The sequence below is a fragment of the Cypionkella sinensis genome (genome assembly GCF_042646385.1).
In the GTDB taxonomy this organism is placed as follows: Bacteria; Pseudomonadota; Alphaproteobacteria; order Rhodobacterales; family Rhodobacteraceae; genus Cypionkella; species Cypionkella sinensis.
Genome location: NZ_JBHRTO010000001.1, coordinates 728,862 through 752,319, shown reverse-complemented (window position 1 = coordinate 752,319; position 23,458 = coordinate 728,862). Strand labels below are relative to the sequence as shown.

General features: G+C 62.3%; 26 protein-coding genes and 1 pseudogene. 5 read left to right on the top strand and 22 right to left on the bottom strand.

What is annotated here, in order from left to right:
- The first annotated feature begins 27 nt into the window (after positions 1-27).
- From ACFOGH_RS03760 to ACFOGH_RS03745, 4 genes are all read left to right on the top strand, one after another.
- Complete coding sequence (locus ACFOGH_RS03760) at positions 28-330, top strand: FtsB family cell division protein (RefSeq protein WP_380071731.1); 303 nt, start codon at positions 28-30, stop codon at positions 328-330.
- 226 nt (positions 331-556) lie between these two features.
- The gene (gene pdhA / locus ACFOGH_RS03755) at positions 557-1,546 is read left to right on the top strand and encodes a pyruvate dehydrogenase (acetyl-transferring) E1 component subunit alpha (RefSeq protein ID WP_380071730.1); all 990 of its coding nucleotides are present in this window, start codon (positions 557-559) and stop codon (positions 1,544-1,546) included.
- 12 nt (positions 1,547-1,558) lie between these two features.
- The gene (locus ACFOGH_RS03750; RefSeq protein WP_380071729.1) at positions 1,559-2,920 is read left to right on the top strand and encodes a pyruvate dehydrogenase complex E1 component subunit beta; all 1,362 of its coding nucleotides are present in this window, start codon (positions 1,559-1,561) and stop codon (positions 2,918-2,920) included.
- 10 nt (positions 2,921-2,930) lie between these two features.
- Positions 2,931-4,217, top strand: coding sequence for a pyruvate dehydrogenase complex dihydrolipoamide acetyltransferase (locus tag ACFOGH_RS03745; RefSeq protein WP_380071728.1), 1,287 nt, complete (start codon positions 2,931-2,933; stop codon positions 4,215-4,217).
- Between the two features lie 165 nt (positions 4,218-4,382).
- On the opposite strand, the gene cysE is transcribed toward ACFOGH_RS03745, so the two are convergent.
- The 22 genes and pseudogenes from cysE to ACFOGH_RS03635 form a co-directional block, all read right to left on the bottom strand.
- A complete protein-coding gene (gene cysE, locus ACFOGH_RS03740; protein ID WP_380071727.1) occupies positions 4,383-5,192 on the bottom strand; it encodes a serine O-acetyltransferase in 810 nt (269 codons plus the stop codon).
- Positions 5,193-5,262: 70 nt separating this feature from the next.
- Positions 5,263-5,553: a DUF7742 family protein gene (locus ACFOGH_RS03735; RefSeq protein WP_380071726.1), complete on the bottom strand. Its 291-nt coding sequence runs from the start codon at positions 5,551-5,553 to the stop codon at positions 5,263-5,265.
- A gap of 2 nt (positions 5,554-5,555) precedes the next feature.
- Entirely contained in the window at positions 5,556-9,452 is a 3,897-nt protein-coding gene (locus ACFOGH_RS03730) for a baseplate multidomain protein megatron (RefSeq protein ID WP_380071725.1), read from the bottom strand.
- 2 nt (positions 9,453-9,454) lie between these two features.
- Complete coding sequence (locus ACFOGH_RS03725) at positions 9,455-9,892, bottom strand: NlpC/P60 family protein (protein ID WP_380071724.1); 438 nt, start codon at positions 9,890-9,892, stop codon at positions 9,455-9,457.
- A complete protein-coding gene (locus tag ACFOGH_RS03720) occupies positions 9,889-10,776 on the bottom strand; it encodes a DUF2163 domain-containing protein (RefSeq protein WP_380071723.1) in 888 nt (295 codons plus the stop codon). The genes ACFOGH_RS03725 and ACFOGH_RS03720 overlap by 4 nt, the downstream gene beginning before the upstream one ends.
- Complete coding sequence (locus tag ACFOGH_RS03715; RefSeq protein WP_380071722.1) at positions 10,773-11,405, bottom strand: phage distal tail protein, Rcc01695 family; 633 nt, start codon at positions 11,403-11,405, stop codon at positions 10,773-10,775. The genes ACFOGH_RS03720 and ACFOGH_RS03715 overlap by 4 nt, the downstream gene beginning before the upstream one ends.
- A 9-nt stretch (positions 11,406-11,414) precedes the next feature.
- Positions 11,415-12,068, bottom strand: a complete 654-nt coding sequence (locus ACFOGH_RS03710; RefSeq protein WP_380071721.1) for a phage tail tape measure protein — start codon at positions 12,066-12,068, stop codon at positions 11,415-11,417.
- Positions 12,025-12,273: a rcc01693 family protein gene (locus ACFOGH_RS03705; RefSeq protein WP_380071720.1), complete on the bottom strand. Its 249-nt coding sequence runs from the start codon at positions 12,271-12,273 to the stop codon at positions 12,025-12,027. The genes ACFOGH_RS03710 and ACFOGH_RS03705 overlap by 44 nt, the downstream gene beginning before the upstream one ends.
- Positions 12,270-12,590: a gene transfer agent family protein gene (locus tag ACFOGH_RS03700; protein ID WP_380071719.1), complete on the bottom strand. Its 321-nt coding sequence runs from the start codon at positions 12,588-12,590 to the stop codon at positions 12,270-12,272. Before ACFOGH_RS03700 ends, ACFOGH_RS03705 begins: the two co-directional genes overlap by 4 nt.
- Positions 12,590-13,003: a phage major tail protein, TP901-1 family gene (locus ACFOGH_RS03695; RefSeq protein WP_380071718.1), complete on the bottom strand. Its 414-nt coding sequence runs from the start codon at positions 13,001-13,003 to the stop codon at positions 12,590-12,592. Before ACFOGH_RS03695 ends, ACFOGH_RS03700 begins: the two co-directional genes overlap by 1 nt.
- Positions 13,004-13,036: 33 nt before the next feature.
- Positions 13,037-13,435: a DUF3168 domain-containing protein gene (locus ACFOGH_RS03690; RefSeq protein WP_380071717.1), complete on the bottom strand. Its 399-nt coding sequence runs from the start codon at positions 13,433-13,435 to the stop codon at positions 13,037-13,039.
- Positions 13,432-13,770, bottom strand: a complete 339-nt coding sequence (locus tag ACFOGH_RS03685; protein ID WP_380071716.1) for a head-tail adaptor protein — start codon at positions 13,768-13,770, stop codon at positions 13,432-13,434. Before ACFOGH_RS03685 ends, ACFOGH_RS03690 begins: the two co-directional genes overlap by 4 nt.
- Positions 13,767-14,366 (bottom strand): head-tail connector protein, encoded by a 600-nt coding sequence (locus tag ACFOGH_RS03680; protein WP_380071715.1) that lies wholly within the window; start codon positions 14,364-14,366, stop codon positions 13,767-13,769. The genes ACFOGH_RS03685 and ACFOGH_RS03680 overlap by 4 nt, the downstream gene beginning before the upstream one ends.
- Positions 14,367-14,516: 150 nt before the next feature.
- Positions 14,517-15,749 carry a phage major capsid protein gene (locus ACFOGH_RS03675; protein WP_380071714.1) on the bottom strand — a complete coding sequence of 411 codons (1,233 nt, stop codon included), beginning with the start codon at positions 15,747-15,749 and terminating at the stop codon, positions 14,517-14,519.
- 33 nt (positions 15,750-15,782) lie between these two features.
- The gene (locus ACFOGH_RS03670) at positions 15,783-16,346 is read right to left on the bottom strand and encodes an HK97 family phage prohead protease (protein ID WP_380071713.1); all 564 of its coding nucleotides are present in this window, start codon (positions 16,344-16,346) and stop codon (positions 15,783-15,785) included.
- 27 nt (positions 16,347-16,373) lie between these two features.
- Positions 16,374-16,622, bottom strand: coding sequence for a GTA head formation protein, RCAP_rcc01685 family (locus ACFOGH_RS03665; RefSeq protein ID WP_380071712.1), 249 nt, complete (start codon positions 16,620-16,622; stop codon positions 16,374-16,376).
- The gene (locus ACFOGH_RS03660; RefSeq protein ID WP_380071711.1) at positions 16,619-17,791 is read right to left on the bottom strand and encodes a phage portal protein; all 1,173 of its coding nucleotides are present in this window, start codon (positions 17,789-17,791) and stop codon (positions 16,619-16,621) included. Before ACFOGH_RS03660 ends, ACFOGH_RS03665 begins: the two co-directional genes overlap by 4 nt.
- A 132-nt stretch (positions 17,792-17,923) precedes the next feature.
- Positions 17,924-19,266 (bottom strand): annotated as a pseudogene (locus ACFOGH_RS03655) (DNA-packaging protein).
- A complete protein-coding gene (locus tag ACFOGH_RS03650) occupies positions 19,217-19,540 on the bottom strand; it encodes a hypothetical protein (RefSeq protein WP_380071710.1) in 324 nt (107 codons plus the stop codon). The pseudogene ACFOGH_RS03655 and the gene ACFOGH_RS03650 overlap by 50 nt, the downstream one beginning before the upstream one ends.
- A gap of 645 nt (positions 19,541-20,185) precedes the next feature.
- Entirely contained in the window at positions 20,186-20,803 is a 618-nt protein-coding gene (locus tag ACFOGH_RS03645; RefSeq protein WP_380071709.1) for a hypothetical protein, read from the bottom strand.
- Positions 20,804-21,676 (bottom strand): M91 family zinc metallopeptidase, encoded by an 873-nt coding sequence (locus ACFOGH_RS03640; protein WP_380071708.1) that lies wholly within the window; start codon positions 21,674-21,676, stop codon positions 20,804-20,806.
- Between the two features lie 154 nt (positions 21,677-21,830).
- Positions 21,831-22,481: a GntR family transcriptional regulator gene (locus ACFOGH_RS03635; protein ID WP_380071707.1), complete on the bottom strand. Its 651-nt coding sequence runs from the start codon at positions 22,479-22,481 to the stop codon at positions 21,831-21,833.
- 109 nt (positions 22,482-22,590) lie between these two features.
- Here ACFOGH_RS03635 and ACFOGH_RS03630 point away from each other — a divergent pair, with 109 nt between their 5' ends.
- Positions 22,591-23,244 (top strand): flavin reductase family protein, encoded by a 654-nt coding sequence (locus ACFOGH_RS03630; protein ID WP_380071705.1) that lies wholly within the window; start codon positions 22,591-22,593, stop codon positions 23,242-23,244.
- Positions 23,245-23,458 lie beyond the last annotated feature (214 nt).

The following is a 23,458-nucleotide window of genomic DNA, read 5'->3' as shown; positions in this document are numbered from 1 at the left end:
AGAGGGGCGGACGTTGAGGCGAGACAGATGATCCAGACCCAATCCCGGCCCGCGCTTGGCGGTATGCTGTTCTTCATGGCGACGTTTACGCTGGGCAGTTACTTTGCCTTTGCCGCCATTCAGGGCGATTACGGCGTGTTTCGCCGGGTCCAAATCAATGCTGAAGCTGCGGATTTGCGGGCGGAGCGCGACATGCTGGCGGCAGAACTGGCACGGACGCGCAATCTGACCAAGCGGCTGTCGGATGATTATCTCGACATTGACCTGCTGGACGAACAGTTGCGCGATGTTTTGGGCTATCTACGGGCGGATGAGGTTGTAATCCGTTGAGGCGCGCGGTGCGTAAGATCACGCACCCTCCGTTCGTGCTTGCAGCGCTGCGTCTGTTGTGCGGTTGAAGCCTCCGGCGGGGATATTTAAGCAGAGAGGATGACCAGAGCGCGGGCTTTTGCCTGCGCTTTTTGCGTTGTTATTTTCTGTTTTGCGTTATTTCTCCGATGCTGTATATATGGTTTAACACTAAACTACTTTAACACCGCCACGGGAGGACGCCGCTTTGGCCACAAAGAAAGCCCCTGAGAAATCAAACGTCTCGAAGGAGGAACTGCTGAAGTTCTACCGCGAGATGCTGTTGATCCGCCGATTCGAGGAAAAGGCGGGCCAGCTTTATGGCATGGGTCTGATTGGGGGCTTCTGCCATCTGTATATCGGGCAGGAAGCCGTGGTTGTGGGGCTTGAGGCCTGCACCAAGGAAGGCGACAAGCGCATCACCAGCTATCGTGACCACGGGCATATACTGGCTTGTGGCATGGAAGCCAATGGCGTGATGGCCGAGTTGACCGGGCGTGAGGGGGGATACTCCAAGGGCAAGGGCGGCTCGATGCACATGTTCAGCCGTGAGAAGCATTTCTACGGCGGCCATGGCATTGTCGGCGCGCAGGTGCCGTTGGGCGCGGGGCTGGCCTTTGCCGATAAATACAAGGGCAATGACAACGTGACCTTCGCCTATTTCGGCGACGGGGCGGCGAACCAGGGCCAGGTGTATGAGACTTATAACATGGCCGAGCTGTGGGCCTTGCCGGTGATTTTTGTGATTGAGAACAATCACTACGCCATGGGCACTTCTCAGGCACGGTCTACCAAGTCGGAAACGCTGTTCGGGCGCGGTCTGGCCTATGGCATTCCGGGCGAGCAGGTTGACGGCATGGATGTGCTGGCGGTGAAAGAGGCTGGGGCCAAGGCCGTGGCGCATTGCCGGGCGGGCAAGGGGCCGTATATCCTTGAAATGATGACCTATCGCTATCGTGGTCACTCGATGTCGGACCCGGCGAAATATCGCACCCGCGAAGAAGTCGAGAAGATGAAATCCGAAAAGGATGCCATCGAACATGTGCGCGATCTGCTGATCAACGCTGGCCTGTCGTCGGATGACGAGTTGAAGGCCATCGACAAGTCGATCAAGGAAGTTGTCAACGCCAGCGCGGAATTCGCCAAGGCCAGCCCGGAGCCGGCTTTGTCCGAACTCTGGACCGATATTTACGCTTAAGGGGGGAAGACCATGGCAACCGAAGTATTGATGCCCGCACTTTCTCCGACGATGGAAGAAGGCACCTTGGCGAAATGGCTGGTCAAGGAAGGCGATACGGTGAAATCCGGGCAGATCATTGCCGAGATTGAAACCGACAAGGCGACGATGGAATTCGAGGCGGTGGATGAAGGCACGGTTGGCCGGATTCTGGTGGCCGAGGGCACCAGCGGCGTCAAGGTGAACACCGCGATCATGGTGCTGGTGGAGGCGGGCGAATCTGCGGATGCGGCCCCCGCCCCAGTGGCGGCTCCGGCGGCGGCGGCACCTGTTGCGGCAGCGCCTGCGGTGGCGGCGGCGGCTCCTGTGGCGGTGGTCTCGAAGGCCAGCGCCGATTGGCCCGAAGGCACGCCGATGAAAACCATGACCGTGCGCGAGGCTTTGCGCGAGGCGATGGCGGAAGAAATGCGCGGCAATCCCAACGTCATGCTGATGGGCGAAGAGGTGGGCGAGTATCAGGGCGCTTACAAGATTTCCCAAGGCCTGCTGGATGAGTTTGGCCCGAAGCGCGTGGTGGATACGCCGATCACCGAAATTGGCTTTACCGGCATTGCGGTGGGCGCGGCCTGGGGTGGTCTGAACCCGATCGTGGAGTTCATGACCTTTAACTTCGCGATGCAAGCCATTGACCACATTCTCAATTCTGCCGCCAAGACCAACTATATGTCAGGCGGACAGTTGGGTTGCCCGATTGTGTTCCGTGGCGCCAATGGGGCTGCGGCACGGGTTGGCGCGCAGCACAGCCAGGATTTCGCGGCATGGTATGCGGCGATCCCCGGTCTGCGCGTGGTGATGCCCTATTCGGCCTCGGACGCCAAAGGTCTGTTGAAGCAGGCGATCCGTGATCCGAACCCGGTGGTGTTTTTGGAAAACGAGATCCTTTACGGCCAATCGTTTGAAGTGCCGGATCTGCCTGATTTCACCATTCCGTTCGGCAAGGCACGGGTTTGGCGCGAAGGCTCGGACGTGACCATCGTCTCGTTCGGGATCGGGATGCGTTATGCGTTGGAAGCGGCGGATTTGCTGGCAAAAGACGGCATCTCGGCTGAGGTGATTGATCTGCGCACCCTGCGCCCGATTGATTACGACACGGTTCTGGCATCGGTGCAGAAAACCAACCGTTGTGTGACGGTGGAAGAAGGCTTCCCGGTGGGCTCGATCGGCGACCATCTGGCCAGCACGATCATGCAGCGCGCGTTTGATTATCTGGATGCGCCGGTGGTGACCTGCACCGGCAAGGACGTGCCGATGCCTTATGCGGCAAACCTTGAAAAGCTGGCTTTGGTGACGACCGCGGAAGTGGTCGCTGCTGTGAAATCCGTTTGCTACCGTTAAGGAGGGGATGATGGCGATTGAAATTCTGATGCCCGCGCTTTCTCCGACGATGGAGGAAGGCACACTGGCGAAATGGCTGGTGAAAGAGGGCGATGTGGTGAAATCGGGTCAGATTCTGGCCGAGATTGAAACCGACAAGGCGACGATGGAATTCGAGGCGGTGGATGAAGGCACGATTGGCCGGATTCTGGTGGCCGAGGGGACTGCGGGCGTCAAGGTGAACACGGCGATTGCAGTGTTGGTCGAAGATGGCGAAAGCGCGGATGCGGCCCCTGCCCCGGCGAAGGCTGCGGCGGCTCCGGCTGCGGTTGCGGCGGCTCCGGCTGCGGTTGCGGCGGCACCTGCTGCTGCGCCGAAAGCGGCGGGGGTGCGGGTGTTTGCCTCGCCCTTGGCGCGGCGGATTGCGGCGGAGAAGGGGCTTGATCTGAGCAAGGTCGCAGGCTCTGGCCCGCATGGCCGCATCGTGCGCGCCGATGTTGAAGGCGCGCAGGCGGTGAAGGCTGTGGCGGCTCCGGTTGCAGCAGCAGCAGCGGCCCCGGTGGCTGCGGCTGCCCCTGCGATGGCCTCTGGGCCGTCGACCGATGTCGTGCTGAAAACCTATGCGGATCGTCCGTTTACCGAGGTGAAGCTGGACGGGATGCGCAAGACCATTGCCGCGCGTTTGACCGAAGCCAAGCAGACCGTGCCGCATTTCTATCTGCGCCGCGATATCGAACTGGATGCGCTGATGGCGTTCCGGGCCGAGTTGAACGCCAAGCTGGAAGGCCGGGGCGTCAAGCTTTCGGTCAATGACTTTGTGATCAAGGCCTGTGCGCTGGCATTGCTGCAGGTGCCGGCGGCGAATGCGGTCTGGGCGGGCGACCGGGTGTTGCAGTTCAAGAAGTCTGACGTTGCCGTGGCTGTCGCGATTGAGGGCGGGCTCTTCACGCCGGTGTTGAAGGATGCCGAGGCGAAATCCTTGTCGGCCTTGTCAGCCGAGATGAAGGATCTGGCCAAGCGCGCACGCGATCGCAAGCTGGCCCCGCATGAATATCAGGGCGGCAGTTTTGCGATCTCCAATCTGGGGATGTTTGGCATTGATAACTTCGACGCGATCATCAACCCGCCTCATGCGGCCATTCTGGCGGTGGGTGCAGGTGTGACCAAGCCGATTGTGAAGAACGGCGCGGTGGTGATTGGCACGGTGATGTCGGTGACGCTGTCTGTGGATCACCGGGTGATCGACGGCGCTTTGGGCGCGCAACTGGTGAATGCGATCAAGGACAATCTGGAAAACCCGCTGGCGATGCTGGCGTAAGGCTTTGGCCTTGTAGAACTAGGCCCCGCAGAGCGATCTGCGGGGCTTTTTTGCTGGCTGGCGGGGGTGTGCTGCAACACTGTTCGCGGGGTTTCACACCCCGCACCCCGTGGGATATTTAGGAACAGGTGAAACAATTTTAGTTAAGTTTTATAGGTTTAGCTGTCAGATTTCGCCGTTGATCAACTGATCCATCGTAACCGAGGGCTGCGCGCAGCCCGCCTCGCCCACCACACGGGCCGGAACGCCCGCCACGGTGGTGTTGTGCGGCACATCATGCAGCACCACGGAACCGGCGGCGATGCGCGAGCAATGGCCGACGTGGATGTTGCCCAGCACCTTGGCCCCTGCCCCGATCATCACGCCATCGCCGATCTTCGGATGCCGGTCGCCGTCTTCCTTGCCGGTGCCGCCTAAGGTTACGGAATGCAGCATCGAGACATTGTCGCCGACCACGGCGGTTTCGCCGATAACGATGGAATGAGCGTGGTCGATCATGATACCTTTGCCGATCTTGGCATTGGGGTGGATATCGACGCCGAATACTTCCGAGACGCGCATTTGTACGAAATAAGCCATGTCGCGGCGGCCATTCGTCCACAACCAATGCCCGATGCGATAGGCTTGGATCGCCTGATAGCCCTTGAAGAACAGGATAGGCTGGATGAAGCGCAGGCAGGCGGGGTCACGATCAAACACCGCTGTCACATCGGCGCGTGCGGACTGGCCAAGCTCGGGGTCGGACGAATAGGCCTCGTCCGCGATTTCGCGCAGGATTTGTTCAGACATCTCGCCGCTCGCCAGTTTCAGCGAAAAGCGGTAGGCGAGCGCGCGTTCCAGGCTGGGGTGATGCAGCAGGCTGGAATGGATCAGGCCGCCGAGCAGCGGTTCTGAGCGCACCATGTCGAATGCTTCTTCACGCACACGCTGCCAGACGGGATCCAGAGGGGTGATTTTTGCGCTGGTTTCGGCCATGATATATCTCCTGCTGGCAGAGAGAATAGCATATGGCGCTGGTTTGCGACAAGGCCAAGGGCAAATTCTGCTATTTCGCCGCTGATGCACGTTTGCGGCTGGCTAGCTGATCGGCCAACAGCGCAAGCGCTGACAGAAATTGTGCGGAATGGGTTTGCGGATGGCGTGGCCCGGCCTCGGCCAAGGCGCGCGCCATCAGGCTGCCATTGCCCCAAACAGGATGGGCACGGCCAAAATGTTTGGCATAGCGGTGGGCTGCATCGGCTTGGTCCAGAAGCTGCGTCAGCAGAGTTTGCGGTGTGGCCGAGGCTGCGAGCAATGCCGCAGCCTCGATCAGATCTCCGGGCAGGCAGCGGCGCATGATCAGAGCGTGGCGCTGACGGTTTGGGCCGGGCCATTGCCATAACGCTGCGAGACTTGCGCCACTGCCACGGTCAGGCTGCCGCTGGCAGTATCGGCGACTTGCATCGCGGGCGTATAGCTGAAAGCGGGCGTTGCGGTTGTGGTTTCGCGCAGCACTGTGGCGCCTTGACGGATGGTGATGCTGTAAAGCTCGCTGTCTTCGCCCAAGGGCACCTCGAGTGATTGCCAGCTATCGCCGTCTATCCTTGTGCGCCGACGCCATGTCACATCCAGCGCGCCGCTGTTTTGGCGCTGGGTGGTCAGGTGAGACACTCGATAGGGCCGCAATCCTGCGCCGTCGAAACTTTCGGTCACAAGCACAGTGTTGCTGCTGTCATATCCCTTGTTGGCCGCGCCGAAGCGGTAGTAGCGCGGCAATCCGCGCGCCGAGAGCGGCAGGTTGATCTGCTGCACGGCATCGTTCAGCAGAACGAAGGTGCTGCCGATGGGCCAGATCGGCGGCATCAGACCGTCGCTGCCAGCCTGCCCCCGAAGGCGCAAAGTAAGCTCAAAGGTATTCGGGCCGACGAGGCTGGCGTTTGCGAATTGAAACACCTCCCAGTTTTCCGGGCTGCCGTCGCCAATCGCGGCGACGTTGGCGCCCGACAGCACCGAAAGCGCGCTGACCGAAGCGAGGGCACCAGATTCGATGCGCACCCGCAGCGCTGCCCCGCGATCCCACAGGCCGGGTTCGGCTGCGGAAAGCACGGTTTCGGTGGTGCCGATGATGGCAGGCTGGGTCAGCGTCGTGTTCAGGCTGTAACTGTCGTCCGAAATCGAACTCCACACAGCAACATCGCCGGGCCAGGGTGCGGCTGCGACGCAGACATGCGGGGCGTATTCCACCTCGGTGCCTTTCAGTAGCGGCAGATCGAGAAACAGCGGATAAACCGGAACAGAGGCTTGGAATGGCACCCAGCCGCGCGAAGGCACCGAGACCTCGGCAGGTTCATAGACGTTGGGATCAATCCGCACGGCCTCGATGGATTGCAACTCGGAAAGTTCCGCGCGGTCGATGCGATAAAGCGCACCTGCGATGCTGACGGTATCACCGACACCAATGGCAAGCTGCGATTTTGGCAAGGCAAAGCGCGCAGAATCGCGCGAGACGCGGGTTTCTGCCATCCAGCGCTCGGCAATCGTCGTGGCTTCGGCTGCGGTCAGGGTCAGCGGCAACTCAGATTGTGACACGACATCACCGCTGCGATCCGGGAAAGCGGCCGAGGCGGTGGAGACCGTGAAATCGGTTTCGGCCTCGCTGAAGGTCAGTCGGATATGTTCGGGTGTTTCAATATCAGCGGCACGGCTGCGCTCGATGCTGCCGTCAATGTCACCCGAGATGGCAAATGTTTCGGGCGACAGGACCTGCGGCGCGCGAGCGGTGCGGGCCTGAAAGCGCAAGGTCCCCTCGCGCTCGACCACATCGGTCGGAAACGCCAGCGTCAGCGGTTGCAGCGCGGCCCGGGCCGAAGCCACATCGGAGATCACATAGCCGCGCACGATGCCGCGCGCTTGAGACAGATCGACGTCGAGCATCCCCGCCAGATCGCAGATATCGGCGATCACGCCAGCCAGCGACTCATTCGAGGCACGGCCATTCAGCCAATGGCCCTTGTCGTAGTTTGGGGCATCCGACCACAGGGTCTTGTTGCCCGGAAAGGTCGGGAAAGGTCGCGCATCCCATGCCCAAGCCAGCGAATTGGCGAAATCGACCATTTTACCTGTGTAAAGAAAGGCCGCGGGGTTGTTTTGCGGATCGTTCCAGAAGCTGTGCATGGCCTGATAATAGGACAGTTGCAGCAGGTCATCGCGCAGCCCGTTCGAGAACTGCGGCAGTGCGGATTCCGACGATTTCGGATCGAGAAACACGTTGGGCTGGTTAGAGCCCTTGTCCACGGCAGCGCAGCCGAATTCGGTAAAGCGGATCGGCTTTGATCCGGCCACCCAAGCGGTTGGCGTGGCATTGCGCAGCCCGGCGATACGCTCGTGGTGTGAGCTGGACCACCAACTGCGCAGATCCTTGTGGCGGTAAATCCATGGCTCGCCATAGGCACCGTCGGTAATCGCAGTGCGGATTTGCGCAGCACGGTCGGCAGGGCTAGCGTAATACCACGAAAAACCTTCGCCGCCCGCGATATTGCTTTTCAGGTAATTCACATTGTGAATATCGCCCCAAGCGGCATCAAGATGGCTGTCGCCATCGCGCCAGTCGGACAATGGCATGTAATTGTCGATGCCGATGAAGTCGATGGCCGGATCGGCCCACAGCGGATCAAGGTGGAAGTAGACGTTGTTGTCGCTGTGATAGCCGAAGTATTCCGACCAATCGGCGGCATAGGTGATCTGGGTGGTGGGGCCAAGGATGGCTTTCACCTCGGCAGCAAGCTGGCGCAGGGCGGTGACGGTGGGGAAAGTGTCGCCCGCGCCGCGAATTTGCGTCAGGCTACGCAATTCGGTGCCGACGCAGAAAGCGGCGACACCGCCCGCGGCTTTGCACAGATGCGCGTAGTGAAGAATGAAGCGGCGATAGGACCACTCCGCAGGGCCGGAATAGCTGACGTTTTGGCCGCTGATCGCGAAATGCGCAGGTGCGGCGGTGCCGAAAAACGACGCAACCTCGGCAGCGGCAGCAGCGGTGCGGTCGGTGGTGCCAGATTGCCCCGGTGCGCGGTTCAGCGTGATCCGTCCCCGCCATGGCAGCACGGGTTGCGACGCAGCATCGCTCCACGGATCAGGCAAGCTGTTGTCCGGCAGTTGATCCATCAGAATGAAAGGGTAAAACGTTATGGCTTTGCCCGCCGCGTTCATGGCCTCAACAGCTTCAACGACCGACTGATCCGCAGGCGTGCCGCCATAAACGGTGGTTCCGTCCAGTTTCGGCAACTCTGCTGCCGCGGCCCGCGCCAGACCCGAAACCTTCCAGGCCATCGGCTGACCGTCATATTGCTTTTGCTCGACCTTGGGCTGCACTTGGCAGGCCCCGCAGCGCAGGTCATTGCCAAACCACGACACCACAAGCGAAGCTCCCGTCGCGGTTGGCAGTTCTTCGGACAACTGCTCCAGCGAGGCGGCAAAATCGGTCTTGCCGGTGGCCGAGTTCACATTGGCCGAGCGGTTGCTGCCGCGACCATAGGTGTAATGCACAGGGGTTGTTGCCAAAGCATATTCACCGGTGCCGGGGATCAGGCAAACGCCGGGGATAATCTTGGAAAGCCCCGCATGGGGGGCAGATGCCGCACTTTGCGCCGCACGCACGACTTCGAAAGAAAATTGCGGCACGCGGTTGCCAAACTGCGAAAGATCGAGATTCTCGATCACCACATAGGCTGTGCCGCGATAGCTGGGAGCATTGCCGGCACCTTCGACCGCTTCAATCTTGGGATCAGGCAGTTGCGCCTCATCGCCCATATAGATGCGCAGGTTCAGGCTTTCTGGCGCGATCTCGTTGCCATCGGCCCAAATGCGGCCAATGCGGGTGATCTCGCCTTCGCAAAGCGCGACGGCCAAACTGACCGAATAACTGAAACTATTGCTTGAGGGCCTTGGCGTGCCCTTGCCGCCGCCGGAATGGGTGACGTTTTCCTGAAAGCGGCTGGCCCAGATCACCTGCCCCGATACCCGCACCCTGCCCCAAATCCGCGGAATGGCGGCACCTTCGCTGGCACCCATCACGCGGAAACGATCCACTCGCCCGACATCGACCGCTTCGGACCCGGCACCCAGCAGTTTCTGGTCGATCACCCGGCCCACGGTGGCACCAATCGCCCGCCCGATGACCGCCCCGGACAGGCCAAGCACCGTGCCGCCAAACCCGGCACCAAGCGATGCGCCAACCGCAGAGAGAAGGATCGTGGCCATGTTCAGCCTCCTGAAGGAAATTCAAATCGGGCGGCGATCTTGCGCCGCCACGGCGCGCTGAGCGGCGTTTCGACAACGCCGTGCCCAGTGTAGGCATGGATGAAACTGGCGTTTTCACCGATCTCGGCTGCGATGCCCAAATGCTTGGCCACCGCGCCGTCCCGCATCCGAAACAGCAGCACATCGCCCACCGCCTCGGCAGCCATCGGCTTGGCGATCAGCCAGCGCTGGGCGGCGGCCAGCAGATCCTCGCGCCCCGAGGCTTCGGACCAATCCGGCGCGTAGGCCGGGATGCGTTCTGGCTCCTCGCTCACAACTTCGCGCCACACACCCCGGATCAGGCCAAGACAGTCCGCTCCCGCCGCCCGCACACTGGCCTGATGCAGATAGGGCGTGCCGATCCAGCCGCGTGCGGCCTCTACGATCAGAGCACGGCTCATCGCCCCAAGCTCCCGCCATCATTGGCACGGCTGCTGACCGGGTAAGACGCCAACCAGTCCTCGCCCGGAATATGCGGAAAGCCGCGGAAGTTGGCGAAGTTGGCAAATTTCGCGCGGCAGGTCGATGACATCCGATCACAACCCACTTCCAGCCGCACCTGATCGCCAATCGCGATCTGCGCACCAAGGTCATGCCACAGATCAACAATGCGCTGGCCATCCGCCAAGCGATCAAACTTGATCACGCCGACCAGACCCGCCGCTGCCCCCGAGATCACCACAAAGCGTCCGCGTTCGAACCAGCGGTCGGCAAAAGCGCCTAATCCCTCGAACACCACCCGGTTCAGCGCATCAAACCCGACGATGGCGCTTTGGGCAAAATGCCCCGGCGCAGTCAGATCGACCTTGCAGCGTGCATCCCCCAGAACCGCTGTGCAGTTGCGCTGAAAGATACGCCCCTGCGGTTGGTTCAACCGATCGGTCAGCCCGCGCAACTCGGCCTTGAATGCGCCACCGGCGCGGCTGATCTCGCCCAGATTGCCGCGGAACTGCTCGATGCGCTGGGCGGGATCGGCCCAATTCACCAACCAGGCGCGCACCTCGGCGCCATCAAAGCGCCCGGCGATCAGATCGGCCTCATCGACGGCCGCATCTGACAGTGCCCCAACGGTTTCCGAGTTATCAACCGACAAACCCGTGGTCTGCTGCAAGGTGCGCGCCGTCATGCCAGAGCTGGCCTTGAACACATGCGCCTCAAAGCCCAAATCGCCATCGTGATCGGTAAAGCCGAACTGCACGCCATCGCGGCGTGTCACCAGCCAGGCGCGACACACCGTCGTCACCCCCTGACCCAAGTGATCGAGCAAATCCTGCCGCGCACTCATATCCGCACCTCGACAATCGGCACATTCGGCACGTCACCCGCCCGGAACGAGGCGACCGAGGTTTGAATCACATCGGCATCAAACCGCACCGGCACGTCAAATTCATACCCGGCGGTGATCAATGCGCCGATGTCAGGCGGCGTGGTAAAGCTGACGATCCCGGTTGCAGCATCGACGCTGAACTCCAGCCCCTCGACCTTCGGATCATTGGCAATCGCCACGATCACCGTGCCCGCCACGGGCTTTGCAATCGGGCGGATGTAGCTGGCCGTGCCAGAAAGATAGGCCTTTTTCAGCGCAAAAGCCGTCGTCACCCCGTCGCCGACCCCGATCAACTGATCGGTGGCCGCAATCGCCTGATTGCCGCCGCAGGATTTGAAGTCCGACCAATCCTTCCAGCGAAACGCATGCAGCCGCGCCCGACGCGCCTCAAAAAACGCCAGCAGCGCATCGACATCCTCAAGACTGCGCAGCCCAAAGCCCGCGTCATAGCGCCTGCGCGAATGTTCCCACGGCGTGTTGCGTTCTTCAAAGCCGTTTGCCAGCGTGACAATCTCGGTCAACCGCTCGGGCCCGCCCTGGCTGCCAAAGCTGACATTGGCCGGAAATCTGATCTCGTGAAAAGCCATGTCTTCCCCTCACCGATTGCGTTGGCCGCGCGCCAGCATCCGCTGAGCCTGCGCGGCAATCTGCGTCTGGCTGCGTTGAAAGCCCTGCACATCGGGTGTGGTGATGTTCATCACCACCGTCACCGCGCGCGCGCCGCCCGTGGTCTGCACGCCGAGGCGGCCATCCGCGCCACGCGCCAGCGGCATGATCGCCTCTGGCCCCGCCTCGCCCATCAGCCCCTGACCGCCGCGCATCGCAAATGGCGTGGCTTGGCTAACAACCCCACCCTTGGCGAAGGGCATCACCCGGCCTTGGGCAAAGCTACCGCCCTTCTCGAACGGCATGATGCCGCTCATCAAACCACCCAAACCCGAGGCAATCGCGCCACCCAAAGCGTTCTGCACGGGCCGCATCGCGATGCTGTAGACGGTATCCGCCAAAGATTTCGCCACAGATTTCAACGCATCCGAAAGCTTGGCACCGTCAAACACCAGCCCGTCAAAAGCCCTGCGCAAACCGCCACCGATGCCGCTGGACAGCACATTCACCTCGCGCCCCGTGAACACCATGGTTTCGCGCATCCGCGACAGCTCGCCCTCGAAGGCACCCACCATGCCGGTGGTGCCGGAAAGCGTGGCCTCAAGCGCCGCAATCTGGTCCTGCAACTCCTCTACCGTCGCCATCGCCCGCCCCTTTGCTGAAATCTGTCCCGAAATCGGGATAGGCTGCGGCCAATTCCTCCAGCCGCGCCCGCGTCAGGGGCGGCACCACAGCCTCCGCCCCCAACATGATCCTCAACTCAATCGGCGACAGCGCCCAGAATACCGCAGGCGGCAGCCGCAGTTCGCCCATTCCGGCGCGCATCAGCCCCGGCCAGTCGATCTTCATGCCTCGCCCGGCAGCGCGAACGCCCGCGCCAGCAATTCCGCTGCGGCCCGTGCGGCCTCAACCGGGCCACCGCCGATTTCCACCGTGCGCAGATGTTCCGCCGTGCCCTGCCAGCCGCCACCCCGCAGGCCCGCGACGATCAGCGCCAGCACATCGCGGGTCGAGACCTTGCCGGATTCGAACCGTTCGACCAGATCGACCAAGGAGTCCGCGCCAAGCGCCGTCTCCAACTCGGCGAGCGCGCCCAAAGTCAGCTTGGCGACATGCGCCACGCCATCCAGCACAACCGCCACTTCGCCCGCATAAGGATTGGCCATCAGAGCGCCGTAAACGTCAGGGCCCCTGCCGAGGCGAGCGTCATCTCATAGGTCGCCTCGCCGTTGTGGCTGCCGGCATATTCGATGGCGGTGATCTGGAACGCACCTTCGACCACGCCAAAGCTGGGGATCACCACCTGAAACAGCGGCATTTCGGCATCAAAGAAGATCTGCCGCGCCCGCGCATCGGTGGTCTCGTCCCGAAACACACCCGAGCCTGAGATCGACGCAGTTTTCACCCCCGCCCCCGCCAGCAATTCGCGCCAACCGCCCGCACTTTCCAGGCTGGTCACATCCACGGTTTCGGCGTTGAAACTGATCCGTGTCGCCCGCAGCCCCGCCACCGTGACGAAAGTGCCGTCGCCCACCATATCGACCTTGATCAGCAGGTCTTTGCCGTTCTGCACTGCCATAGTCATCTCCTCATTGCCCCGCAGGGCGCTATTTCAAAGCTCGATCCGCGCCCGGAACGTCATGTCGATCCGCCGCGTATCGCCCGCCTCCAGCCGCCGCGCGCTGGCCCGCAGGAACTGGATCGACACCAGCCGCCCCGTCGCCAGCGTCAAAGCGGCCCCCACCAAAGCCTGCGAGACCGCACCCGCCACCTGCTTGGCGGTCAGAAAGCCGCTGGCATCGCTGATCACCGCAATCTCCAGCCGGTGTTCTGCCCCGCCGCCGGATTTGTCGGATTGATCAATCACCTGCTCGGGGCCGATCAGCACAAACGTGCCCAAAGCCGCCCCCGCAGGCATCGCATCCACGATGCTGACACCCGCTAAACCTGCAAATCCGGCAAGGCGCGCGTAAATTGCCGCCTGAAGCGCTGCCGCCGCGTGATAGCTCATGTCGGCACCTCCTCGCGGGCAAAGCAGGTCAGATAGCGCGCGTCTTGATCATGCTCGGTGACGGCCAGAATGGTGAAAACCCGCGCGCCATCGCGCAAACGTTGCTCGGGCTTTGGGCGGCGGGGCGAGCCGACAGCCGCGCCCCGCACGGTGATCTTGTAAGGCACCGCGGCCAGGACCACCTCAACCCCCGCAGCCTCACGTCCAGATCCGGGCTGCACATCGCCCCACAGCGTGCCCAGAACGCTCCAGGCGCGCACAAACCCGCCCGCGCCATCGGCCACATTCTGCGGCGCCTCCAGCACCAGCTTGCGGTTCAGCTGAACCGCACTCATGCCGCACCTCCGCCCAGCACGCGCACCGTGCGCCAGCGCTCAATCAGCGCCTGCACCGCCAGCGGCACGCCCGCCACGCGCTGCCCCATGTCATGCCGGTTCTCGTAAAACTCCGCCGCCAGCAACAACACCGCCTGCGCCAGATCGACCGGCACCGCACCCCATGCCGCGCCAAAGCCTGCGTCAAACACCACCTCAACCCGGCCATCCACCGGCACCGTCGGCAGCAGCACCCCCGCCGCGATCAACTTCGGCCGATGCGTGTCCTGCACCAGCCGGTAGCGATCAACCCCCACCACCGTGCTAACCGCGTTCACATCGACCAGCGTCACCGACACCAGCGCCGTGACCGGAGCCACCGGCAAAGGCTGCTCGCCCCGCGCGCGCCAATCCTGCAGCGTCAACTGAAACCGCCGCGCCAACAGCACCTTGCCGATCCGCCCTTCAATCGCCGCCATCGCCGCGCGCAGATAGCTTTCGATCAAGCCATCCTGCATCCCGTCATCGGCAAAGCCCGACCCCAGCCGCAAATGATCCTTCAGCGCCTGCACGGGCAGACTGGCCGCCGCCACGCTGGTGATTTCCGTCAACATCATCGCCAAACCCCTCTTGCCCCAAAACAAGCCCACCAAAGGCCATGGACGCGCACCCCGCACCGCTCGAACGGAGGGGAGCAGCCAGACGGCGCGGCCCTTTGGCACGCGTCCATTGCCCGGCCCAAATCGGGCCGGGCAGTCGTTACAGCGTCAGGAAACCGCGATTTTCAGCAGTTTGATCGCGGCAAAGTCGGTCACATCGCCGCCCACGCGCTTGGATGCATAGAACAGCACGTTCGGCTTGGCCGAGAACGGGTCGCGCAGGATGCGCAGGTCAGGCCGCTCGGCAATCGTGTAGGCCGATTTGAAATCGCCAAACGCAATCGCATAGGCGTTGGCGGCAATGTCCGGCATGTCCTCGCAGATCAGCACCGGATAGCCCATCAGGCGCGACGGATCGGCAGCGGCCAAGCCATCCGACCACATGAAGCGGCCATCGGCATCCTTCATCTTGCGCACCGCCCCTGCGGTTTTCGAGTTCATGATAAAGCTGGCGTTGGCGCGGTAATCAGCGGTCAGCGCATAGACCAGGCTGATGATGCAATCGACCGAGTTGGTCGGCGCGAAATCCGCCGCAGCCCCGGTCGGGATGTAGCCGATATTGCCCCAGGTCCAGGACGCATTGGCGACCTTGGTCGGCAGCAGAATGCCCTTCGGCTGATCCACGCCCGTGCCGTTGATGAACGCCGCAGCCTCGGCGCGGATGAAACGCGTGGCGATCTTGCCAGCCAGCCAGCCTTCCACATCAAACGCACTGTCATCCAGCAAGCGCTGGCTGGCCTTCGGCATCGCCGACAGCTCATGCAGCTTGATCGAAATACGCTCGATAGTCGGCGTTGCGGTTTCCGTGGTCGCCGCCACTTCCGTCGCCCAGCCCGAGCCCACTTCCGAACGGTCGATCAGCACGTCGAACGAGGTCGCATCAATCTGCACCACATTCGCAATCGCCCGCAGGCTTGAGGTGGATACCAGCATCGAGCGGATGCTGTCCGCGGTTTGGGGGTCCACCAGATAGCCACCATCAGCGGCAACGGCGCTGGACATTGCCTTGCCTTCCAGCACCAGCCCGCGCAGGCCATCATCATCGCCACTGCGCAGGTAAGCGCCAAACGCCTTCTTGTGCGGCACTTCCACCTCGGCATGGGCCGACAAAGCGGGGCGGGCATACGTCATCTGTTTGCGATCAAGCATGGTCAATCTTTCGTCCTGTTGTTGAAGCGATTGTTTCACGTCGTCCTGAAAGCCTTTGAAGGCACTCAGAAAACCTGTCATGGCGGCTTTCATCTCCGCCGCCGGATAAGCAGCCGTCGTCTGGCCAGAGTTCTGGCCGAAATTCTGGGCGGCAGGCAAAGCCTCACCGGCCCGAGCCTTCGTCTCGGTCATCTTGATTTCCCCGTAATTGCTCGTGAAAGGCCGCTAGTTGCGCTCGGCCAGAGATCGGCGCGCGTCGTCAAACAACTGCACCATGCTGCGCCAGAGATCGGCGTCAGGCGCATCGCCCTTGGCCGAAACCCGCGCTTCGGGAAGCATCGGGAAGGTCACAAGAGACACCTCCCAAAGCTCCAGCTCGGACAAAAGGCGTTGCCCCTTGCCGTCGCGTTCTGCTCGGACAGTGCGGTAGCCAATCGACAATCCGTCAATCGCCCCCGCCGCCAGCAGGGCCGCCGCCTCGCGCCCCTTTTCGACTTCGGGCAGAATGCGGCCTTTGACCCACAGGCCCACGCCGTCCTCGCGCACCTCATCCCAGATGCCAATCGGCTGGCTCGGGTCATGCTGCCACAGCATTTTCACGGCACGGCCCTGCGTGGTCAGCCGCGAAAGGCTGGCCGCATAGGCCCCCTTCTGCACCACATCGCCGCCCTGGTCGCGCTTGCCGAACAGGCTGGCATAGCCTTCGATCTGCGTGCCATCCGTCACCACCAGCCGCGCTTCGGGCTGCTGAAACTTGCACTCTGGTGCGCCTTGCATCTTCCAATTCATCGCATCCCCCATCATTTCGCCGCAGCCTTACTTGGTTGCCGCCTGCATCACGGCCTCGGCCATCTGGGCCAGCAAGAACGCCGCCACCCCGTAGACGCCCACCCAGATGCGCTTCTCCAACCGCTCCAGCACCGCATCAATCTGGCCCAGCCGGTAATCCAGCGCCGCCCAACGCTCTTCGGCCACACGCTCATTCGCCTCGATCCGCGCGGCGGCGGCATCGAAACTGTCGTAGAGATAGCGCGAGCCGTCAGACGCCTTGCGCGGCGGCGTCATGCGCCCTCCTGGATGCGCGGCAGGCCCAGCAGGATGCGCTTTTCGACTTCGGTCAGGAACTCTGCCGTGCCTACCCGCGCCCAAAGCTGATCGCGCTCCACCGCCAGCGCCGGGATCTGGTCCAGATCGGGGCGCAATTCGACCAATTCGCCGGTGAAGGTGGAAAGCCAATGCGAAATTCCCGCCGTCACCCGCGCCACCAATGGCAGCACGGTCAGACGGTAAAACGCGCGGTTGGCCTCTTGGTAATTGGCATAGGTCGCATCGCCCGGTATCCCCATCAGCATCGGCGGCACGCCGAACGCTGTGGCAATCTCGCGCCCCGCAGCCTCTTTGGTCTGCTGAAACTCCATATCCGAAGGCGAGAATCCCATCGGCTTCCAATCCAAGCCCCCTTCCAGCAGCATCGGTCGCCCGGCATTGCGCGCGCCCTGATGGTGCATCTCCATCTCGGACACCAGCCGGTCATACTGATCGGTGGAAAGCTGCGCTTGCCCATCGGCACCCTTGTAGACAATCGCCCCCGAAGGCCGCGCCGCATTATCCAACAGCGCCTTTGACCAGGCACTTGCCGAACTATGCACGTCAATCGCCACCGCCGCCGCCTGCAATGGGCTGAAGCCATAGTGATCATCCGACGGATGGAAGGTCTTGATATGGCAGATCGGCTGGCACTCCTGCGTCATCGCAAACCGATGCGTGCGCCCGCCGACCGAATAGTCATACGCCACCGGCCAGCCATCCGCCCCCGGCACCAGCGCCATCCGGTCCGAGCGCAGCACATGCAACTCCCCCGGCACCGACCCCGCACCCGGCACCGCCTCGATATAGGCATTGCCCGACAGCAAAAGATGGCCGTAAACCGCCTCCAGAAACTCCGCCCGCCCCTGCGCGCCATTCGGGCGACGCATCAGATCCAGCACCGGATGGCTGTCAAACCGCCGCGTGTCGTCCTGCAACACCAGCGGCATCGCGCTTGCGGCTTCCGAGATCAGCTTGACCGCCCGAAACCCCATCGGATTGCCCTGAAACCCGGATTTCGCCAGCGAGACCAGATCGCGCGGGCTCCACGCCACGCGGCCCGAACTCCCCCAAGCCACCACCCGCCCGGTGGCCGAAGCCTTGGTTTCCACCACCGGGCGCGTGCGTTTCAGAAAATCGAACACCATGCGTCAAAGCTCCTCTATCCCTGCACCTACCGCCGTCATGGTCTGCGCTTGTCTGAAATCCGTTCTAGACCCGAAAGGTTTAAACCCCGCCAACCCAGCGCGCGCTGCACCGGGCAGGCACGCAACACAGCCTCAAACCCCCCGCACCTGTGGCCGCCGATAGGTCTCGGCAGGCTCCACGATCAGATCGGTCAGCGCCCAGACCAGCGCATCCAGCCGGTCGGGCGAGCCTTTGCCGAGATAGCCCTGCGCCGTCATCTGCAGCATCTGCGCCTCCAGCGCCGCAAGGCCGCGCATGTGGCTCACCCGACCCTGCTCATACAGCGCCGACACCGGCTCGGCGCGGATGCCCTTGCCCTTGCTGGCCCGCACCGCCCGGAACGGCACCAGAGGGTCCACCTGCCGGATCACCCCCTCCACCAGATCGCCGCCCTGATTGACCTCGGCCACCAGCCGATCCGCGCCAAACCGCTCCATCGCGGCAATAGCCGCGCGCGCCCATTGGTCAGGCGACGCCCCCTTCACCGAGCAATCGGCCAGCACCACCGCCTGCCAGTTCTGCGTCGGCCCTTCGGTGATCGCCCCCACCACCACGATGCCGCATTCATCCGATTTGCCATGCCCCGTCACGGGTGGGTCCACCGCCACCACAATGCGCTGCAACCGCGGGGCTTCGGTGATCCGGCCCTTCTCCAGCATCACCGTGGTCCAGAGCGCGCCTTCGACATCCTCGATCAACAGCCCGTCCAACTCTTGCGCGCCGCGCGTCGTGCCCGCATAGCGGTCGCGCACCTCTTCAAGGAAAGAGGCCGCCAGATACGCCCGGTTGGCCTCGGTCGGCGCATGGGTCATCACCGTCGCGGGTTTTGCAGGATGTTTTTCAGCACGCCCACATTCTGCGGCGTTGTCGTCACCACCTGACGCGGGTTTTCCCCCAAGCGCAGCGCAAACTGCAACTGATCCCAGGCCTCTTCGGCCTTCGGCCATTTCGCCAACTCGTCAACCCAAGCCGCATCAAACTGCGGCCCACGCAGGCTGTCCGGGTCATGTGCCGAATAGACCTGCGCCACCGCGCCATTCGGCCAGAGCAGTTGCTTTTTCGTCGCCTGCCATTCCGGCCGCCGGTCGGGCGGTGACGATTTCAGGATACCGCTTTCCCCCTCGATCATCACGGCGATCACCTGATCCACGGTCTCGCCCACCAGCGCCACGCGGCGCGAGCGGCCGGGGTCCAACGGACCCGCCCCCTCGACCTCGGATCGCACCCATTCAGACCCGGCGCGGGTTTTGCCCGCCCCACGCCCGCCCATGATCACCTAGGTTTTCCACGCGCCCGCAGGCGGCAGTTGATGCGGCAGCGCCCAGAACTCGAACATCCACGGCAGTGCCAAAAGCGCATTCTCGCTCAGGCCATCAAGGAATTCGTCAACCTGCGCTTGCGTTGCGGAGGCGAGCCAGTCGGCTCCCGATCTCATCGCGTGCGTCGTGTAAGTCGAGTGTGCCGGTTCCGACAGCCCCGGCAACCTGTTTGCGAAGTTTTTCAAGACGTCCCCTTTCACTATGGACCAAATCCAGCGCCAGCCGCAAATCCCGCACCGTCTGCGGCACAGCCTTTGCAGCCTCGTATTCGCCCGCTTTCAGTGCGTTGACCGCGCGCAGCAAATCCAAGACCGTGGATTCATAAAATTGCTCTGCATCCGCCAGCAGATCGCCTGGCGATGGTTCTCCGATGGAGAAATTTACTGTCATGCCCGTTATGCCCGCCTCTCATGCTGCCCCCGCACGAGTGAAATGAAAAAACGGCCGAAGGGGCTTGCGCCCCTGGCCGTTCCGTCACCTCATCCAGCATGTCAAAATCTATAGATCAGAGCGCGCGCAGAGTCAAGTTAAACCGTTTTATATCAAATGGTTAGCGCACGTTCGTTTAATCTTTCGTTCATTTTTTCTCAAGGCAACGGCCACCGCCTCAAGCGGCAAACCGATGAAATCCTGCGCCCGGAAAATCGGCTACAACCCCGAACTTTCTCGCATAACCACAACATGTTGTGCAAACTGCCAAGAAATGCCGCTCAAACCACAAGTCATTCCCAGATGGGAAGCCGATCACCAGCCCTCCCGCAGCAAGCAGTCACATCACCATGGGCCCGCCTGTTTTCGGGCGGAGACAGGAAACGCATTGCGTTTCCCCGCCCGCGTGTGCGGTTTCACCCTGTAGTCAGTTCAGCAACAAACCCACTGAGTCCAGCGCCCGACCCGGCGGGCGAGAAGCGCCCGCCGAGGGCGGGGCGGGCGCTGGCCGGGCCTTTGGGGCCCGGCGGTTTCAGCGGCACCTGCACCGCATGGCGAAGGCGATGGCCTTCGCCACTCAGCCCAAGATTAAGGTCAATCCCCCCCCTATGGCAGCATTGGCACCGCCGCCGCGAACGGCTCTGCACTGACAATCCGTTGATGCGTGATCAGCCAGTCAAACGGCAATGACAGCACCACTTCATCCCCTGCCTTGATCGGATTGGCCTCAATCTGCGGGTCCACCTCGGCATAGCCAACCGAGAACACCAGTGCCTTGACGGTCGCCACAGCCGGCAGCGTCGGGGCCACGCCGTAAGGCAAGTCCTGATCCAACCGCCCCGACAGCAGCACCCTTCCCTCCAGCACCGCCCCCGCCGCCAGCACGCGGGCATAGGCCACCTCGGGGCTTTCCACCTTCTTGCCAGCAGGCACCTGCGGCACAAACTTCGCCACCCGCAGAACCCCCTCAGGCTCCAGCCAGTGCCAGGCATAATCGGGGTCAACGCTGCGAAATCCTGTCACAGCGGTGCGGTAAAGCCGGTCAAACACATAGACCTGCGCCGCCCCTGCATTGCTGACCCGGTAAACTCCCACCACGCCCGACGGGTTCACATCCCACGTCACGCTGACACTGACATCGCCGTCTTTCAGCACACCCATAGCTTGCTCCTGTGCCTCGGCACTCATTGCGGCCAACCCGATGATCAGGGCCAGCGCGCGCATCTAGTATTTGGTCCGGGGCGGCTGGCCCAGGTCTTTGCGGATATTGTTTTCGGAATGCGGGTTGTTCTGATAGGGCGGCAGCCCCACCGCCTCGAGTTCATTGTTGTTCGTCCCGCCGGTGCTGTCATTGGTCCAGGTGCCATTCTGCGCCTGCTCGCAATGATTCAACTCATGCCCCAAGGCCACCGCGGGCGGACGGGTCATATAGGGTTGCGAGCCATCGCCGATCTGGGTCTTGTCCGGGTTGTAATGCAGCGTGCTACCCGACCCCGCCCCCGGCGTGCCATCCGGGTTGCGATTAGCCCCCGCCCCCGTGCCATCCACCTCATTCCCGCCTGTCGTGGCGACAATCGTCACCGGCCCCTTGCCCGGCGCGTTCAGGCTGGTCAGCAACGCCTGCCCCGACGGCGTTGAATCCAGCCGCTGCAAATCCTGCACCACGGCATCCCGAAATGCCTTGGTGCCCTTGATAGTGATATTGGGGCCAACATGGGTGACGGTAGAGCCATCGGGCAGCACCTCCTCCCATATATTCAGCGCACCGGGTTCTCCGGGTGCAGGAGTCGCCACGATGCCGATCAGAACCGTCGGCAAACCAAGAATGATCGCGCCACCTTTCATCGTCGGATCAAACTGCCGCGCCGCCGGTTGCCCGCCGATCAGCACGGTTGGTGAGCCGAAGGCAATCGGATCGACCGAGGGGATCGGCACCAAAGCGGGGATCAGACAGGCGCAGAGGTCGGTCAACCGCGCGGCGGGCAAGCCCCCGATCATCACAGTTGGAAAGGCGGGCGGCATGATGGGGAAAGGTGCCCCCATACACATGGGGCAGGTGTGCATGTCCGTCATGCGGGCTGCGGGAAATCCAACCATGGCAAAGCCTTTGAAAATATAATGCGGAAAGGCTAGGCCCCTGCCCGCCTTGAGTCAAGAAATCGCTGGGGGTGGCAGGCGTTCCGAGGCCGGTCCAAGGATTTGTTAAGGTTTGCCCTAACATGACCCCCCTCTTGCAAGCCCTGGGCGCAGTTTAATCGGCAGACGTCGGCGCAGCGCGGCGGGCTATGACGGCTACGGCGTGGGCTACAAGATAATCATTCAGCGCCAGCGACGCAGCGCGTGCTGCCACCTTATCGCCTGAGGCGATCGCCGATAACATCTGACGGTGCAACGCACCCCCGCGCGCGATCTCGGCCACTTCATCACGCAGATAAGTGATCCAGAACCGCCGCGACAGCGCCTGTAACGGCAGCATTGCCGCGCTGAGATATGGGTTTTGCGCCGCCTCGATAATCATTGCATGGGTTCTGCGCACCGTTTCTGTGTAATCGCGAAGCCCAAACCTGCCAGCCAGCCTGGCCGCGAGCTCTTGCATCGCTGCGCGCTGTGGAGCGCCCGCGCGGGCGGCAGCAAGTTCGACGGCCAGAACCTCTATAGGACGGCGCAATTCTAAGGCGCTAAGTTGATCCTCGACCGATATCGCGGGAATTTCCAAGCCTTTACTGGGATGGACCCGGATCATGCGCGCGGTGGCAAGGCGCTGGATCGCCTCGCGGATCGGGGTGCGGCCAAAGCCCGTGATCTCGACCAACTGGCTTTCAGACACCATGGAGCCCGGCTTCAGATCGCCATGTTCGATCATGCGCTGCAACTGGTCGATGGCTTGATCGGTCTTGGTCATATCGCGCCCTGTCTGGCCTTGTCGGCGACAATGCTACAAACATCCTGCTTGACACACTACCGATATATCGGATGTATATTTTAAGAGCCCGCCCTGAAAGGTCGATGACATGAAGTATGCCCCGCATCTAGAGCCCTGCCCCCTGCCCTATTCGCCGTTCAAGAGCTGCACGGTGCCGCGCCCGATTGGTTGGCTTTCCAGCGTCAGCGCGGCGGGGATCGAGAATATCGCGCCCTATAGCCAATGGCAGAACCTGACGTTTGACCCGCCAATGGTAATGTTTGCGGCCAACCGCTACCCGGACGGGCGGCGCAAGGATACGGTGCTGAATGCCGAGGAAACCGGCTGGTTTGTCTGGAACATGGCGACCTATGCGCTGCGCGACGCGGTGAACATCAGCGCGATGGCGCTGCCGCCCGAGGAAAGCGAGTTCGATCATCTGAATGTGACGAAGGTTTATGCCGATAACTACCGGGTGCCGATGGTGGCCGAAAGCCCCTGCAAGTTTGAGTGCCGCTATCTGAACACCCATACCCAGCGCGGCGCATCGGCGGTGGGCACGGTCGATATCGTGTTTGCGCAGGTTGAAATGATCCATATCAACGATCAGGTGATCCGCCCGAATGGCCGGCTGGACATTGCCGCGATCGAACCCATCGCCCGGATGGGGTATTTCGACTATGCGGTGATCCGCGACACCTTCGAGATGCGGGTGCCGGGGGCGGATGGCGCGGCGCGGGCGGGCCTTGAGGGGCGGAGTTGAGGTAGTGGGACGTTTGGGGCTTGAGACGAGCGCCGATGCGAGGCCGTCTTTATGTGCGGGATATTAAGGCGACTGGTGATGGCGTTGAGCGGGCATTAAGGTGTCAGCTGCGGCCCGAACAGTGGATCTAAAGCACCATCATCTCATGGTCGGATGAGGACGGGAATTTCAATATTGCGAAGCAAGTTTGGCAGAGAGAGCACTAAAGCAGCTT

Coding starts and splice junctions, on each gene's coding strand:
- ACFOGH_RS03760 (WP_380071731.1), top strand. CDS start 28: ATGATCCAGACCCAATCCCGGCCCGCGCTTGGCGGTATGCTGTTCTTC.
- ACFOGH_RS03750 (WP_380071729.1), top strand. CDS start 1,559: ATGGCAACCGAAGTATTGATGCCCGCACTTTCTCCGACGATGGAAGAA.
- ACFOGH_RS03745 (WP_380071728.1), top strand. CDS start 2,931: ATGGCGATTGAAATTCTGATGCCCGCGCTTTCTCCGACGATGGAGGAA.
- cysE (WP_380071727.1), bottom strand. CDS start 5,192: ATGGCCGAAACCAGCGCAAAAATCACCCCTCTGGATCCCGTCTGGCAG.
- ACFOGH_RS03735 (WP_380071726.1), bottom strand. CDS start 5,553: ATGCGCCGCTGCCTGCCCGGAGATCTGATCGAGGCTGCGGCATTGCTC.
- ACFOGH_RS03730 (WP_380071725.1), bottom strand. CDS start 9,452: ATGGCCACGATCCTTCTCTCTGCGGTTGGCGCATCGCTTGGTGCCGGG.
- ACFOGH_RS03725 (WP_380071724.1), bottom strand. CDS start 9,892: ATGAGCCGTGCTCTGATCGTAGAGGCCGCACGCGGCTGGATCGGCACG.
- ACFOGH_RS03720 (WP_380071723.1), bottom strand. CDS start 10,776: ATGAGTGCGCGGCAGGATTTGCTCGATCACTTGGGTCAGGGGGTGACG.
- ACFOGH_RS03715 (WP_380071722.1), bottom strand. CDS start 11,405: ATGGCTTTTCACGAGATCAGATTTCCGGCCAATGTCAGCTTTGGCAGC.
- ACFOGH_RS03710 (WP_380071721.1), bottom strand. CDS start 12,068: ATGGCGACGGTAGAGGAGTTGCAGGACCAGATTGCGGCGCTTGAGGCC.
- ACFOGH_RS03705 (WP_380071720.1), bottom strand. CDS start 12,273: ATGAAGATCGACTGGCCGGGGCTGATGCGCGCCGGAATGGGCGAACTG.
- ACFOGH_RS03700 (WP_380071719.1), bottom strand. CDS start 12,590: ATGGCCAATCCTTATGCGGGCGAAGTGGCGGTTGTGCTGGATGGCGTG.
- ACFOGH_RS03695 (WP_380071718.1), bottom strand. CDS start 13,003: ATGGCAGTGCAGAACGGCAAAGACCTGCTGATCAAGGTCGATATGGTG.
- ACFOGH_RS03690 (WP_380071717.1), bottom strand. CDS start 13,435: ATGAGCTATCACGCGGCGGCAGCGCTTCAGGCGGCAATTTACGCGCGC.
- ACFOGH_RS03685 (WP_380071716.1), bottom strand. CDS start 13,770: ATGAGTGCGGTTCAGCTGAACCGCAAGCTGGTGCTGGAGGCGCCGCAG.
- ACFOGH_RS03680 (WP_380071715.1), bottom strand. CDS start 14,366: ATGATGTTGACGGAAATCACCAGCGTGGCGGCGGCCAGTCTGCCCGTG.
- ACFOGH_RS03675 (WP_380071714.1), bottom strand. CDS start 15,749: ATGACCGAGACGAAGGCTCGGGCCGGTGAGGCTTTGCCTGCCGCCCAG.
- ACFOGH_RS03670 (WP_380071713.1), bottom strand. CDS start 16,346: ATGAATTGGAAGATGCAAGGCGCACCAGAGTGCAAGTTTCAGCAGCCC.
- ACFOGH_RS03665 (WP_380071712.1), bottom strand. CDS start 16,622: ATGACGCCGCCGCGCAAGGCGTCTGACGGCTCGCGCTATCTCTACGAC.
- ACFOGH_RS03660 (WP_380071711.1), bottom strand. CDS start 17,791: ATGGTGTTCGATTTTCTGAAACGCACGCGCCCGGTGGTGGAAACCAAG.
- ACFOGH_RS03650 (WP_380071710.1), bottom strand. CDS start 19,540: ATGACAGTAAATTTCTCCATCGGAGAACCATCGCCAGGCGATCTGCTG.
- ACFOGH_RS03645 (WP_380071709.1), bottom strand. CDS start 20,803: ATGCGCGCGCTGGCCCTGATCATCGGGTTGGCCGCAATGAGTGCCGAG.
- ACFOGH_RS03640 (WP_380071708.1), bottom strand. CDS start 21,676: ATGGTTGGATTTCCCGCAGCCCGCATGACGGACATGCACACCTGCCCC.
- ACFOGH_RS03635 (WP_380071707.1), bottom strand. CDS start 22,481: ATGACCAAGACCGATCAAGCCATCGACCAGTTGCAGCGCATGATCGAA.
- ACFOGH_RS03630 (WP_380071705.1), top strand. CDS start 22,591: ATGAAGTATGCCCCGCATCTAGAGCCCTGCCCCCTGCCCTATTCGCCG.